The organism is Chryseobacterium sp. 'Rf worker isolate 10', from assembly GCF_050753305.1.
In the GTDB taxonomy this organism is placed as follows: domain Bacteria; phylum Bacteroidota; class Bacteroidia; order Flavobacteriales; family Weeksellaceae; genus Chryseobacterium.
In genome coordinates this window covers 497,505-513,404 of sequence record NZ_JBOZOF010000003.1, presented here as the reverse complement: position 1 = coordinate 513,404, position 15,900 = coordinate 497,505, and the positions used below count along the sequence as shown (strand labels likewise).

The 15,900-nt window shown below is 37.0% G+C and carries 11 protein-coding genes; 10 read left to right on the top strand and 1 reads right to left on the bottom strand.

All coding sequences use genetic code 11. From position 1 onward, the window contains the following. Positions 1-315: 315 nt before the first annotated feature. Positions 316-3,684, bottom strand: a complete 3,369-nt coding sequence (mfd, locus tag LKL37_RS16675; RefSeq protein WP_431611619.1) for a transcription-repair coupling factor — start codon at positions 3,682-3,684, stop codon at positions 316-318. 250 nt (positions 3,685-3,934) lie between these two features. Between mfd and LKL37_RS16670 the strand changes: the two genes are divergently transcribed. The 10 genes from LKL37_RS16670 to rnhA all read left to right on the top strand — a co-directional run bounded on the left by LKL37_RS16670 (position 3,935) and on the right by rnhA (position 15,775). Then, positions 3,935-4,330, top strand: coding sequence for a hypothetical protein (locus LKL37_RS16670; RefSeq protein WP_431611618.1), 396 nt, complete (start codon positions 3,935-3,937; stop codon positions 4,328-4,330). A gap of 181 nt (positions 4,331-4,511) precedes the next feature. Then, positions 4,512-4,805 carry a hypothetical protein gene (locus LKL37_RS16665; RefSeq protein ID WP_431611617.1) on the top strand — a complete coding sequence of 98 codons (294 nt, stop codon included), beginning with the start codon at positions 4,512-4,514 and terminating at the stop codon, positions 4,803-4,805. Positions 4,806-4,941: 136 nt separating this feature from the next. Then, positions 4,942-6,441, top strand: a complete 1,500-nt coding sequence (locus LKL37_RS16660) for a GH3 auxin-responsive promoter family protein (RefSeq protein WP_431611616.1) — start codon at positions 4,942-4,944, stop codon at positions 6,439-6,441. A 69-nt stretch (positions 6,442-6,510) separates the two neighbouring features. Then, complete coding sequence (locus LKL37_RS16655; RefSeq protein ID WP_047380343.1) at positions 6,511-6,873, top strand: hypothetical protein; 363 nt, start codon at positions 6,511-6,513, stop codon at positions 6,871-6,873. A gap of 92 nt (positions 6,874-6,965) precedes the next feature. Continuing rightward, complete coding sequence (locus tag LKL37_RS16650) at positions 6,966-8,201, top strand: MFS transporter (RefSeq protein ID WP_431611614.1); 1,236 nt, start codon at positions 6,966-6,968, stop codon at positions 8,199-8,201. Positions 8,202-8,503: 302 nt separating this feature from the next. Then, entirely contained in the window at positions 8,504-9,115 is a 612-nt protein-coding gene (locus LKL37_RS16645; protein ID WP_431611613.1) for a hypothetical protein, read from the top strand. A 29-nt stretch (positions 9,116-9,144) separates the two neighbouring features. Beyond that, positions 9,145-11,241 carry a T9SS type B sorting domain-containing protein gene (locus LKL37_RS16640; protein ID WP_431611612.1) on the top strand — a complete coding sequence of 699 codons (2,097 nt, stop codon included), beginning with the start codon at positions 9,145-9,147 and terminating at the stop codon, positions 11,239-11,241. 95 nt (positions 11,242-11,336) lie between these two features. Continuing rightward, entirely contained in the window at positions 11,337-13,484 is a 2,148-nt protein-coding gene (locus tag LKL37_RS16635; RefSeq protein ID WP_431611611.1) for a T9SS type B sorting domain-containing protein, read from the top strand. A 156-nt stretch (positions 13,485-13,640) separates the two neighbouring features. Then, positions 13,641-15,227, top strand: coding sequence for a replicative DNA helicase (dnaB, locus tag LKL37_RS16630; RefSeq protein WP_431611610.1), 1,587 nt, complete (start codon positions 13,641-13,643; stop codon positions 15,225-15,227). Between the two features lie 71 nt (positions 15,228-15,298). Beyond that, positions 15,299-15,775 carry a ribonuclease HI gene (rnhA, locus tag LKL37_RS16625; protein WP_407294812.1) on the top strand — a complete coding sequence of 159 codons (477 nt, stop codon included), beginning with the start codon at positions 15,299-15,301 and terminating at the stop codon, positions 15,773-15,775. Positions 15,776-15,900 lie beyond the last annotated feature (125 nt).

Here is a 15,900-nt window from a genome sequence, read left to right as displayed (position 1 = left end):
AACCTATAGAAATAAACACATTACACAATAGAATTAATCACACGTAAAAGTAGAATTATTACTACATAACTCCACTTTTCCTATAGTATAAAAACAAATTAATGCCCCAAACCCTTACTGTTCGGGGATTTACAGGATATTTTTAATCATTGAAAAGTGACTTCAGACCCCTCAAAAGGGCCTTAATTCTCTTAAGCTTGAATATTAGCAGATAAAAACATGATAACAATCACAAAAAAAGCGCATAAAAATTAAGATTTCTATGCGCTTTTTATATTTATTACGATTTTATTTACAATAAATAAAATTTATAATTTAATTATGCTCAATAATAGCTTTTAGAAGCATATTAACCTCATCTACATTCTTCACCCTTTCCTTCCTCATCATCAGCTGATTACCTTCTTTTCCGGACTTCTCTTTAAGCTGAGCTTCAGCAGGGTTTCGGGTTAAATAATTAATGATATGCCTGAATCTATCAGTCTGATAGAACTTATCCTGAGGGTTTCCAGGGAAATACCCCAGGAACACCCCATTTTTCATAACAATCTTTTCAAAACCAATATCTGCAGCCAGCCATTTCAGTGAAACACTCTTCAACAGGTTTACTGCTTCTTTTGGCAACGCCCCAAAACGGTCAATCAATTCAAGTTCAAACTGATGAAGATCTGCTTCGTTGGTGATTTCAGCAATTTTCTGATACAACAGCAGTCTTTCCTCTGTATTTGAAATATAGAAGTCCGGAAGCATCAGTTCCAGATCAGTATCAATATTGACATCTTTCACAGATTTGAAAAGCTTCTGTCTGTCTTCCTCGTTTTCGAAAAGGTTTTCAAAATCAGCATCATCTTTAAGCTCTTCTAATGCTTCCTGCATTAATTTCTGATACGTTTCAAATCCCATTTCATTGATGAATCCACTTTGTTCAGCGCCCAGAAGGTCACCCGCTCCACGAATCTCAAGATCTTTCATTGCAATCTGGAAACCACTTCCCAAATCAGAAAACTGCTCAATAGCCTCCAAACGCTTTCTTGCATCAGAAGTCATCATATCATAAGGAGGAGTGATCAGGTAACAGAATGCCTTTCTGTTACTACGTCCTACCCTTCCTCTCATCTGGTGAAGGTCTGCCATACCAAATCTTTGTGCATCATTGATGAAAATAGTATTGGCATTGGGAACATCTACTCCACTTTCTACAATAGTAGTGGAAACAAGAACATCATATTTCCCTTCCATAAAATCCAGTACATTCTTTTCCAGCTGTTTTCCTTCCATCTGCCCATGTCCTGTGATCACTCTTGCATCCGGAACCAATCTCTGAATGAGTCCGGCAATATCCTTTAGGTTTTCAATTCTGTTATTAATAAAATAAACCTGACCATCTCTCTGAAGTTCGTAAGAAACTGCATCACGAAGAATTTCTTCATTGAACCCGATCAATTGGGTGTCTACAGGCTGCCTGTTGGGTGGAGGTGTTTTAATTACGGATAAATCCCTTGCTGCCATTAAAGAAAACTGCAAAGTCCTTGGAATAGGAGTCGCTGTAAGGGTAAGGGTATCCACATTATTTTTAAGTGTTTTCAGCTTATCTTTTACTGAAACTCCAAACTTATGCTCTTCATCAATAATCAGCAAGCCCAGATCCTTGAACTTCACTGAAGTGCTTGCCAATTGATGCGTTCCAATAATAATATCTACTTTTCCATTCTTTAAAGCATCTAAAGTCTCAGATTTTTGCTTAGCAGTTCTGAACCTGTTGACATAAGCAACATTAACAGGAAAATCTTTCAACCTTTCTTTAAAACTTCTGTAATGTTGAAAAGCAAGAATAGTAGTAGGAACCAAAACAGCGACCTGCTTACCGTCTGTTGCCGCTTTAAATGCCGCACGAATCGCAACTTCCGTTTTACCGAATCCTACATCACCACAAACAAGCCTGTCCATAACAGTATCAGCTTCCATATCATTTTTCACATCTATGGTAGCTTTTTCCTGATCTGGTGTATCTTCATAGATAAAGCTGGCCTCCAATTCGTTTTGCAGATAAGAATCCGGTGTATAAGCAAAACCTTTTGCCGTTTTTCTCTGTGCATATAATTGAATAAGATCAAAAGCAATCTGCTTTACCTTAGCTTTTGTTTTCTGTTTTAATGATTTCCAGGTTGGGGAACCGAGTTTGCTCAATACAACCTCTCTTCCATCCGGCCCATTATATTTCGAGATCTTATGCAAAGAGTGAATACTTACATATAATAAATCTCCATTTTTATAAGTTAGTTTAAAACATTCCTGAATCTTACCATCATTATTTACTTTTACAAGCCCCATAAACTTCCCGATCCCATGATCAATATGGGCAATATAATCTCCGATCTTCAAAGACATCAGATCTTTCAGGGTAAGCTGTTCAGATTTTGCAAAAGTATTTTTTGCTTTATATCTCTGATAGCGGTCGAAAATCTGGTGATCTGTGTACACAAGTAATTTATGCCCATTATCTACGAAACCTTCATGCAGTTCAGATTTAAAACTTTTAAAAAGAAGTTCATGTTCCAGTTCCTCAAAAATAGATTCCAGTCTTTCTTTCTGTTTTTCAGTTGAAAAGGAAATCCAGGTATCAAATCCATTATTTTGTTTTTCTTCAATATCTTCAATAAGCAGCTCAAAGTTTTTATGGAAAGAAGGTTGTGGAACCTGCTCCATTTTGACTTCTGTGACTTCTTTTAATCCTTCAATAACCGCTCCACCAAAATCAATCGTCTTAAATTTTTTATAATCAAATAAAAACTCCTGATCTGAAATAAAAAGCTCCTGCGGTGTTCTATGGGCAATATCTTTATTTAAAGTATCATATTTCTCCAGAGACTTTTCATAGAATGTCCTGATTTTCTGCATACCAATCATTCCATTCTTAGAAACTACAAAACTTTCATTTGGCAGCAACTGCAGTAATGACACTCTGCTGCCGGTGACAGAGAAGTTCATATTGGAAACCAGCTGAAAATCTTTCACTTTATCTACAGAAAGCTGAGTTTCTATATCAAAGGTTTTAATGCTTTCCACTTCATTACCAAAAAACGTTATTCTGTAAGGCTTTTCGTAAGAATAGGAAAACACGTCTACAATTCCTCCTCTTACTGAAAATTCTCCCGGTTCTGAAACAAAATCTGCCTGTTGGAAATGATAATGATTAAGAAGTTCGTCTATAAAATCGAAATCCAGCTGATCACCTACTTTTATATGATGTGAAATTGCTTTAAAATCTTCTTTTTTCAAAACCTTTTCAGACAAAGCTCCGGCATAAGCTACAATAACTTTCGGAGCTCTTCCGGAATTGATTTTATTGAGAACCTCAGTTCTTAGAACCAGATTGGCATTTTGTGTTTTTTCCACCTGATAAGGCTCAAGATGAGTCGCTGGAAAATACAGCACTTTATCCTTACCAATAAGGTCTTCCATTTCTGTATTGGCATATAATGCATCCTCTTTATCATCTACTATATAAAGAATATTTTTCTTTTGAACCAAAAAAAGCTCAGCCACAAAAATAGAAACTGAAGATCCGGCACTTCCTTTTACGGCAATATGCTGGCTGTTTTCTAACTGGGTAAAAATTTCTTTCCCGAACTCTTTCTGCAGCAGGTCTGGAAGAAACTTTTCGTTGATGGATTTTAATTGCATAAATAGTAATGGTATAAACGACAAAAGCGATTTCGGGAGTTTTCCGAAACCGTTTTTGGGTATACAAAGGTACGGATATTTTTTTCTTTCTTTAAAAACGACATTGACTTTTCGATTCAAAATGAATCAATTAGCCTATAAATCTTAATTTTTTACAATTTTATTTAATAACCCGTTAAAAAAATTCAATTATTTACCCATGGCATAGTGTTTGGGATTTCCAGCTTAACCAAACATTAAGAATAGTATTATGAAAAAAGCAATTAAAATCTTAGGAGTGATGATGCTGTTGGTATTTACAGCCTTATCTTTTTCGTCGTGCAGTAAGGATGACGATCCTGTAAACAATGAGTTTTTTGCAGGGACGTATAAAGGAAGTGTTTCTTATAAAGACGGAAGTTCTACCAATATCAGTACAGACAACGGAAGTGTATTTGTAACAAAGATCGCCAGTGGAACCAAGTATAATTTCTCTTTCTCAAACAGTATTCCGGATCTTAACGGAATAGAATTTAATCAGGAAGGAGACCATACTCTGGTGATGATAGGTTCTACAGCAACCTCTTATATCAGAATTGATAACAATGTTTTAAAAATTCTGTACATCAAGGATGGCAAAACGTGGACAGCCAATTGTACGCGCTAGCCATGTCTATTTATATATTATGCAAGCCTGTTTTCACCTTTGAAGACAGGCTTTTTTATTGTAAATGAAGTGCTTTAATTTTTTTTTAAGCTGTAATAAACTTTAGTTAAGTTTGAAAATCTCATTTTTCTAGCCTGCTTTTTGTATATCTTTATTCAACAAAAAACAAACAATAATTCTTATGAAAAAATTCTTATCAGCAATGTCATTGATCCTTGGATTAGGACTTGCAACTGCTCAGCAAACTGCTCCAGCTACAAGCGCTCAGCCTCATCATCCCGCAAAAAGCACAGTGACTGCCGCTAAACCTGCAGAAGTAAAAGCAGCAAAACCAGCAGTAGACGCAAAAGCAGCAAAGCCTGCACCACCAGCTGCCAAAATGAAAAAAGACGGTACTCCAGATAAGAGATACAAAGAAAACAAACATCTTAAAAAAGACGGTACTCCGGATAAAAGATACAAAGCAAACAAATAAGTACAACATTAACATATAGTTGTTATTTTCATAATCAAATTTCGAAAAAGCCGGTGGAACTTGTTCCATCGGTTTTTTTATGTGAAGCTTTGCAAAAAATGATTCCAGATTCTCTACTTATTTATAAATTTGACCCATGTTAAACTTCTTCAAGAAAAATGCGGCGCTTATCTGGGCAAAAAAACATGTTCAAAAAGCAGAAGATTTCAAAAAAAATGCAGAGAAAAATCAGGAGGACTTATTACTTTCTCTAGTGAATACGGCTCAAAAAACACTTTTTGGGCGGGAGCATGATTTTGAAAACATCCATTCTGTAAAAGAATTCCAGGACAAAGTTTCTGTAGCCGATTATGAAGATCTTAAACCTTATATTGAAAGGGTAAAAAAAGGACAGGCCAATATTCTATGGACAGACACTCCGGAATATTTCGCCAAAACCTCGGGAACAACTTCCGGATCTAAATACATCCCTATTTCTAAAGAAGGCATGCCATTCCAGATTGCAGGAGCTCAAAGTGCTCTGTTTCATTATATCAGCAAAAAGAATAACGCTGATTTTGTGAATGGAAAAATGATTTTTCTGCAGGGAAGCCCGGAACTGGAAGAAGTTTTCGGAATAAAAACGGGAAGATTATCCGGTATTGTAGCCCATCACATTCCGGGTTATCTTCAGAAAAACCGTCTGCCAAGCTGGGAAACCAATATCATGGAAGACTGGGAAGCCAAAGTAGACAAAATTATTGAGGAAACAGAACACGAAAACATGACTCTGATCTCAGGAATTCCACCATGGTTGATCATGTATTTTGAGAAACTAACGGAAAGACATGGCAAAAAGATCAAACAGCTTTTCCCTAATCTCCAGCTTATTGTTACCGGAGGGGTTAATTACGAGCCTTATCGTGATAAAATGGAAGACTTATTGGGCGGAACGGTAGATATTATTCAGACATTTCCGGCTTCTGAAGGCTTTTTTGCGTTTCAGGATGATTATACAAAGGAAGGCTTACTGTTATTAACCAATCATGGGATTTTCTATGAATTCATTCCTTTGGAAGAATATGGTAAACCCAATGCCAGAAGGTTAACATTAAAAGAAATTGAACTTAACAAAGATTACGCTCTCATCCTTACTACCAATTCCGGATTGTGGGCTTATTCTATAGGAGATGTGGTGAGATTTATCAGCAAAGCTCCGTACAGAGTATTGGTGAGTGGCAGAACAAAACACTTTACTTCAGCTTTTGGGGAACATGTGATTGCCTTTGAGGTGGAAGAAGCGATGAAAGCTGCTCTTGAAAAATACCCGGCACAGATTACAGAATTCCATCTTGCTCCACAAGTGAACCCGGTGGAAGGACTTCCTTATCATGAATGGCTGATAGAATTTGAAAAAGAACCTGAGAATCTGGAATTATTCAGAGACGAGCTGGATCAGCAGCTGAGGGCAAGAAATACATATTATGATGATTTGATTTCGGGAAATATTCTACAGAAACTGCAGATTACCAGACTTAAAAAGAATGCCTTTCATGAATATGCCAAATCCCAGGGAAAACTGGGAGGACAAAATAAGACTCCGAGATTGGCTAATGACAGAAACATTGCAAATCTCTTAGAAATATATAAAAATTAATCATATTTTTTCAATTCCGAAAACATATATTGGAAAAAAATTATAAATTTGAAAAACTAAAAGAAAATAATGAAAGCATCTGTACTGTTGAAATCGTCTTTACTAACATCTTTATTTGTTATTACATCTTGTGCTACTACAAAATACAGCGAAGATATTTCAAAAAACAATTACTCTAATCTTGAAGCCGGAAAGGTATACAAAGTAACTATGAGAGACGGCTCTCCAAAGCAGACCATCTTATTCAGAAACGTTGTTGGTGACAATCTTGTAGGTACAGCAGGTAAGAAAGACAGTACAGAGGTAGTGATTCCAAAGTCGAATGTAGCCGCTGTAAAAGACAGAAGAAAAGCAAGAATTGCTGCAGGCGCTACTATTATTGGAGCTGCCGGTGTTGCTGCCATTGTAATCAGTTCTTCAAGAGCTGACTAAAATAGATTTTATCTTTCAAGATATATTTAATATATCTTTTAAAAATCAACATATGAATAGTCCTAAATAAATTTTTAGGGCTATTTTTGTTCATGATTTCCTTTACCCCGTTACAGACATTACAAAATGTCGAGTTCAGAAATCTTCTCACCGGGAGATTTTTTATTGTTTTAGCTTTCAGAATGCTTGCCACGTTATTAGGATGGTGGGTATATCAATTAACAAAAGATCCTTTTTCAATAGGTCTTATCGGACTTTCTGAGGTTATTCCTGCTGTAAGCTGCGCGTTGTATGCAGGCCATGTTATTGATATGAATGAGAAAAAGAGGTTGCTGCTTATCTGCAATTACGCTTATATTTTTCTGATCGGACTTCTTCTGGTTCCTGCATTTCTGGATGTAGAAATGCATTTCACAGGGCATCAGATCACCTATTATATTTATGGAGTTATCTTTTTTACAGGAATAGCAAGGGCTTTTATCGGTCCTATTGTTCCTTCCATGATTCCTAAAATTGTAAAGAAAGAAAACCTTCCCAACGCAGTCACTTTAAATCAGGCAACCTTCCTGATCTCTTCCGTGTGCGGACATGCGGTAGGTGGTATTCTTATCGGATTTATTGGGGTAAAGTGGACATTGGTCGCTATTTTAGCATTAATATTTGTTGCTTCCTTATTTTTCTGGCAGCTTAAAAAACAACATTCGGAGTACAAAAAAGAAACTGTAAATGTGGTGGAAAGTATGCGTGAAGGAATCTCTTATATTTTTAAAACCAAAGAAATTTTAGGAGCATTATGCCTCGATATGTTTGCTGTACTTTTTGGCGGCGCAGTAGCTATGATCCCGGTATTTGCCACAGATATTCTCAATTCAGGAGCAGAAGGCTTTGGTTTGCTGAATGCAGCTTCGGATATCGGTTCCATGTGTATCATTACTATTTTATCTATTGTTCCTCTTAGAAAAAATCAGGGAAAAATACTTCTTGCCGTTGTTACCGGATTTGGACTTTGTATCGTTGGATTTGGTTTATCCAAATTGTATTGGCTGTCTTTTATGTTCCTTGTGATGAGTGGAATGCTTGATGGAATTTCAGTGGTTATCCGAGGTACCATTGTCCAGTTAAAAACACCCGATCATATCAGAGGACGTGTTCTTAGTGTGAATTCAATTTTCATCATGTCCAGCAATGAAATGGGGCAGTTCGAGAGTGGTGTTATGGCCAAATTATTAGGTGTTGTACGCTCTGTTGTATTTGGAGGCTGTATGACTGTTTTGGTAGCTTTAATTGTAGGAAGCACCAATCCTAAACTAAGAAAGATGCAATATTAACTTATTCTTTCTCAGTCCTTTTCAGATTTTAAATGGAGCAAACCGTAATTCGAAATATTTAAAAACAGAATAGAACGTTTTCTATTCTGTTTTTTCTTTTATAGCTGTTTTTATAAAGTCAATGAGAGATTTATACCACATTTTTTTAGCCAAACAACCAATATCTTTACGATCTCCACATAATTACACCATAAAAACAAAATACAACATTAGAAACCAATATATTACTTTCATTAAATATATCTCAAAATCTTTAATTTAACGTTAATAATTTTTTATATTTGCTTCATAAAATATTCCCTATGACTAAACTTTTACTAACTTTAAGCTTTTTCATTGTAAGCTTTTGGGCTGAAGCCCAGACTTTCACTGATAAAGCACTAACACAGAGCGTTTTGCAGCTCAACAGCTCCAAGACAGCCAATGATTACGACAGTCTTTTCAATAAATTTTCAACAGCAAAAACTACCGAAAAATGGCAGGCCAACTACTATGCTGTTGTTGCTTTATATCTTAAAAACGAAACCCTGTTAAAAAAAGCGTCTGGAGCCAGCCTTATGGACGACAACGCTTTAGCCAGAAAAATAGCAACAGGAATATGGACGATACAAAGAGATAATCCAGAGGTGAACACACTATTAGGCTTACTGTATTTTCAGAAAATGCAGATTGACGGATCTCAAAGCAATCAGCTGGATCTGAACGTCATCTCTCAAAGTATAGCAAAAGCTGAGGCAAACTCTAGTAATAATCCGAGACTGGCTGTTCTTCAAGCAAAAATAAAAGAAAAATCAGGAGATAAATCCAATGCCGACATTTTATACCAAAAAGCTTTAGGCGAATTTTCCAACCAAAATTCCTCAGACAGCAAATCTCCTTCATGGGGAAAACAATTGGTACCCACTGTCCAATAATCTGGAAATAAAAAATTAAAATGATCAACATGAAAAAATATCTACTCGTTTTTCTACTTTTCTTAGCTCAAGTGGCGTTTGGACAGCAAGACTGTATTTCCGCCATCCCAATATGCAGCGACGCCGCTATTTCTCTTACGCCTAATGGCTGGGGGAATGTGAAAGAAGGTCAGGTAGGCTGTCTGGGTCCTAATGGAGAAAGTAACTCTATATGGCTTACTTTCAGTATAGAGACTGCAGGAACACTGACTTTTGTAGTAACTCCTACAGGTCCCACTGCAGTAGGGATTGACTATGATTTTGCTCTATATGGCCCTAACTTTAACTGTGCCAATACAACAGCTACTCCACTGAGATGTTCTTATGCCGGTGTGAATTCTACTATCATCAACCCTACCGGGCTTGATATGACCTCTACGGATACAACTGAAGGAGGTGGTGGTGATGGTTATGTAAAATATATTGATGTACTGCCTGGACAGGTCTATCATCTTCTTTTAAATAACTATTCCCCGCTGGTAGCTCCATTTACCTTAACTTTTGGAGGAACAGCTAAACTTCTTACTCCTTTTGACAATAACTCTGCGCATGTATATCAGCCCCATCCGTTTTTAGAGCCTGGCCCTACCCAAAACGGAGAAATCCCTGTATGTGGTAAAATTGTAAACTATGATTTTTCTACATTATCTACACAGATCATAAATGGTAACCCTAATTTTATTGTAAAGTATTATGCTTCACCAACAGACGCATTAGATGATAACAATCCTATTACTGCACCTACGAATATTAATGTGGCTAACAATTATACGTATGCCATCAGCTATGTTGATCCGAACAGCCCAACCAGCTTTTTAAATCAATGTAGAGAATTTGGACAGATTAAATTTATTGATAAGTCTTTTACGTTAAACCCTGCCACCCTTACTTCTTGTAGTAATAACGGTTCAGGAACAGCAACGTATGATCTGTCTACAGCAACTGTAGGAGCCGCTCCTAATCATATATTAAAGTATTACCCTTCTATGTATGATCTTACGAATGGCACTAATGAGATTACCAATCCTTATGTGTTTGTTTCTGCAGAAGGTTCTGTTTTTGTAAAAGCAATCAACGAATTTGGATGTACAGCATCTGCTGAAATTACTCTGAAATTCTATCCTTTGGTTACAGCAACAGATGCTTCAATGAGATCTTGTTTTATAGAATCAAACCCATCTACAGCTTTATTCAATCTTGCAAATGCTCCTGTTACAAGCCCTACAGGAACTACTACCAAAAGATACTTCCCATCGCTAACTGATGCAATAGATGCCACAAACGAAATTTTAGGATTTAGTAATTATATTGCTCCAAATGGATTTGTATACGTTAGAGTATCAGACACCCGCGGATGTTATACTGTTGCAAAAATTACTTTAGCAGTAATTCCTCCTGTGACATCAAGTGTTCTGAAAGATAAGATCATCTGTATGGAAGATACTACAACTCTGGATGCAGGTCCTGGATTCAGCAGCTATGAGTGGAGCACAGGAGCAACTACACAGTCCATCAAAAATGTTGGAGTAGGAAATTACTGGGTAAAATTAAAAACAGGAGAATGTATTGCTACTCAAAAAGTAACAGTGTATCCTTCTGAGCAGCCAGTGGTAACAGGCGTTGATATTTCCAACACTACACTAACAATTAATGTAATAGGAGGAACACCGGATTACCAGTATTCTATGGATAAAATTCTGTGGCAGACCTCTAACACATTCTCTAATATCGCAAGAGGAACTTACAAAGTATATGTAAAAGATGCTTATGATTGTGATCCTATTGAAGTAACAATAGTGGTTCCGAACCTTATCAATATGATTACTCCAAACGGAGACGGTGTGAACGATGTTGTAGATTATTCTGCAATAGCAGACAAGCAGAACCTTGTATTAAGTATCTTTGACAGATACGGAACAAAAATTCATCAGGGAGACAAATCCAACGGATACAAATGGGACGGAACTATTGCTGGGAAGAAAATCCCAACTGGTACCTATTGGTATTCTGTAACATGGAATGAAAATGACAAGAAAAACACTCCTTTCAAGTTTTCAGGATGGATTGTTGTAAAAAACAGAGAATAATCATCATATAATAAAAGCCGCTTCGGCGGCTTTTTATTTTTGCAAATCATGAAAAAATTATTGATTTCAGTTTTGTTTAACAAAAACTTTTAACAATGAAAAAAATACTATTCTTTTTTATTTTATTGATAACACAAATGGCCTATTCACAGTCAGACTGTGTCACGGCAATCCCTATCTGTGGTAACTCTGACATTTCTTACACTCCTTCAGGACCGGGGAATATTATAGAAATCCTTAACCAAAACGGAGGATGTCTTAGTACCAATGAGAGATATACTGTTTGGTATACCTTCACTGTATCCACACCAGGAACACTGGCATTTAAAATAAAACCTAACGATCAGGGTGATGATTATGATTTCGCAGTCTATGGCCCAACAGCAAACGGATGTGCATCTTTACAGAATGCGGATCACGTTTTCATACAGCCAATAAGATGTAATTATAGCGGAACTCCGGGAGACACAGGCCTGGACCTTGCTCTTGCTCCGCCTGCAGTATTCCCTACCAACCCTCCTGGTACTACAGCCAGTATGAACAATGGTAAATGGAGCCCTTATATGAATGTACTGGTAGGGCAAACGTATTATTTGGTTATTGACAACTTCAGCAGATCCACCAATGGATTTTCTTTAGAATGGTCTGGTACAGCAAGCTTAAGTTCAGCATTTAATGATCCTGTTCTTTCTCCTAATCCATTTATTGCACCAGGAATTCCAGGAGCAACTCCTACTGACCCTAACCAGGTGATGGTTTGTGCGTTACCTACGCAGTTTGATTTTTCAACACTTTCTGCGGCTATTATTAATGGCAACAGCACCAACTTCAAGGTTACCTATCACAAAACAACCAATGACGCCCTTACAGGACAAAATCCTCTTACAGTAACAACAGTAGACGGAACAACAACATATTATTACAGAATTGTATACCAAGACCCAACTAACCCTACCAATCCTATCAACGGATGTTTCATAACAGGGAAATTTAAGTTTGTCAATGTAGGTATCTCAGCCAATACCGCTACTTTATATTCCTGTAACAATAATGGAGCAGGTACTGCAAAATATGATTTAACAACTGCCAATATTTTTGGCGGAACCGGAGCAACTATTAAGTATTATGTGACTGCAGCTGATATGAACGCTGGGATCAACGAAATTACCGATCCTGTCAACTATATTTCTCCGGAAACAACTGTATATGCAAAAGTAATTTCCTCTTTCGGATGTATCGCAACCACAACGATCAGATTATTATTCTACCCGGCAGTGGTATTGAAAGATGCTGTAATCCAAAACTGTTATATAGATAACGATGTTACACGTTCAACATTCGATCTTTCTAAAGCAGATATTGGAGTAGCAGTTCCAACTCCTACAGGAACTATTATTAAATATTACACATCAGTAGCTGATGCTAAAGCACAAACTAATCCGATTGCAACCCCATTCAATTATCTTTCAGAAAGCAAAACAGTATTTGTAAGAGTAGATAATGATAAGCAGTGTTATTCTATCGCTAAGATTGATCTGAAAGTATTGCCTCCAGTAAAATCAGCTGTATTAAAAGATAAAACAATTTGTGCTGAAAGCAAAACAACTTTGGATGCAGGACCTGGATTTGTAAGCTACGAATGGAGTACTGGAGAAACTTCACAATCCATCAATAATGTACCTGTAGGGGTATATTGGGTAAAACTTCAGACCGGAAAATGCTTCACTCTTCAGGAAGTACGTGTGCATGCAAGTCTTCAACCTGTAGTTTCAGGGATAGAAATATCAAATAACAACATCACGATTACGGCTACAGGTGGAGTTCCTCCTTACAAATATTCTGTAGATGGTATCAAATGGCAGGATTCCAATATCTTCACAGGACTTCCGAGGGGCGAGAATACAGTGTATGTAAAAGATACTTATAACTGTACGCCTGTTCAGGTTACCATTACGGTTCCTAACCTTATTAATGCCATCACTCCGAACGGAGACAACGTTAATGATGTTATCGACTATTCTGCATTGGCCTATAAGAAAAACCTGATCTTCATTGTGTATGACAGATACGGAAACAAACTTCATGAAGCCGACAAAATGAGAAATTTCACATGGGATGGAACTGCATTCGGTAAGAAAATTCCAACAGGAACTTACTGGTACACAATTTCATGGAACGAAAACAACAAAAACAATACAGAAACCAAATATTCAGGATGGGTACTGGTAAAAAATAAAGAATAGATTTTTCACTAAATCTTTTTGAAAAAATCACCTCAGACTGAGGTGATTTTTTTATCAACAGGTCTAACCTCCTGTTTGCAGCATTTTCCGAAAGACTGCTAATAATTTGTTGAATACTATTTTTTTATTATTTTTTAAATAAACTATCTTTGCATCATGGCGCAGAAAGAAACATTATCATCCCTGACACACGGAAACTTTGCAAAAGAATTGTCTATTGCGGATGGAAAAATGCCTCCCAATGCAGTGGATTTTGAAAGACTTGTTATCGGAACTTTTTTGATTGACAAAAAAGGTCTTGACCATTCCATTGACCTTCTTACCCCAGAAGTATTTTATGATCCGAGACATCAGGTCATCTTTTCTACCATCCTTAAGCTTTATGAGGGAAACCAACCGGTAGACTTAATGACCATTATTCAGAATTTAAAAAAAGAAGATAAACTAAGCCAGGCAGGCGGTGACCACTACATCATCGATCTGACGATGGGTGTAAGCTCATCTGCCCATATTGAATATCACGTACGTGTTATTCTTGAAAAATATATTTTAAGAAGCCTTATTAATGTTTCTGCCAACGTTATTGATTCTTCATACAAAGAGTCAACCGACGTTTTCGAACTTTTGGATAAAGCCGAACAGTCTTTCTTTGAAATCACGAACGGAACGATTAAAAAAGGATTCGATACTGCCAATTCATTAGTAAAACAGGCTATTGATACAATTAAATCTTTAAAAGATAAAGAAGGCCTTTCAGGGGTTCCTTCAGGATTCCGGGATGTAGATAAAGAAACCGGTGGATGGCAGAATTCTGACCTTATCATTATTGCCGCACGTCCCGCGATGGGTAAAACGGCATTCCTTCTTTCCATGGCAAGAAATATTGCAGTGGGACATAAAGTTCCTATGGCTCTTTTCTCTCTCGAGATGGCATCTGTACAGCTAATCACCAGAATGATCGCTTCCGAAACAAGGATTTCTTCTGAGAAATTAAGAAAAGGAACTTTGGATGATGAAGAATGGCAAAGACTATTCTCCAATGTATCTGAGTTGGAAAATGCTCCTTTATATATAGACGAAACTCCTTCCCTTTCCATATTCGATTTCCGAGCAAAATGCCGAAGATTGGTAATGCAGCATGGAGTAAGAATTATCATGGTCGACTACCTTCAGCTGATGACCGCAGGAAGCAGCGGTGGAAAAGGAGTTGGAAACCGTGAACAGGAGATCTCTATGATTTCACGTTCATTAAAAGCAATTGCAAAAGAACTTAACGTTCCTGTAATTGCCCTTTCTCAGCTTTCAAGAAGTGTGGAAGCACGTCCGGGAAAAAGACCTCAGCTTTCTGACCTAAGGGAATCCGGAGCGATTGAGCAGGATGCGGATATCGTATCTTTCATCTTCAGACCGGAATATTATAAAATTACTGTTTGGGATAATGATGAGGAAGGACAGGAAACTTCTACTGAAAACCAGGCCGAACTGATTATTGCAAAACACAGAAATGGTGCTACAGCAGATGTAAGATTATCTTTCTTAAAACATTTTGCAAAATTCGCTGATATTGAAGCAGCATTCGAAGGAGCCGGTGGTGGATATCCATCCAACTTTGGTGAACCGAGCGGCTTTGATAAAATCAAAACAACCATTCAGCCAGGGGCAGCATTTGACCTTCCGGACAGCTCAAAACTTTCCGGCTCATCAATGAATGACTTTGATGATGATGACGATTTTCCGTTTTAACATAAAAACTCAGGGTTACACCAAATTCAGTTTAATTTTACTGTCATAATTCATTTTTTTAAAAAGCAGATTTGAGAATCGAAATTTATACCGACGGGGCTTGCAGCGGAAATCCGGGGAAAGGCGGATATGGAATTCTCATGCGCGTTCCTGAAAAAAATTATCAGAAAACATTTTCCAAAGGTTTTCGAAAAACGACCAACAACAGAATGGAACTTCTGGCTGTCATCACTGCATTGGAAAAACTGAAATCCACAGAAAATGACATCCATGTGTATACCGACAGCAAGTATGTATCTGATGCAATTAACCAAAACTGGATTGCCGGATGGATCAAAAGAGGCTGGAAAAATGTAAAAAATCCTGATCTCTGGAAAAAATTTGTTGAGCTATACAACAAACACACACCGAAAATGCATTGGGTAAAAGGGCATGCGGGACACTTTGAAAACGAGCTTTGCGACAAATTAGCCGTTGCGGCAGCCAGCTCTCCTGATCTTGAAATTGACACCTATTTTGAGAATCTGGACAACAATTCATTATTTTAATTCGATTAACACAAACACATTATTACCACTATAACTTTCTTTATTCCATCATAAGAAACGTTATTTATTAAAAAATAATTAAAATATTTAACGAAATTAACATTAAATATACATTAATTGACTGG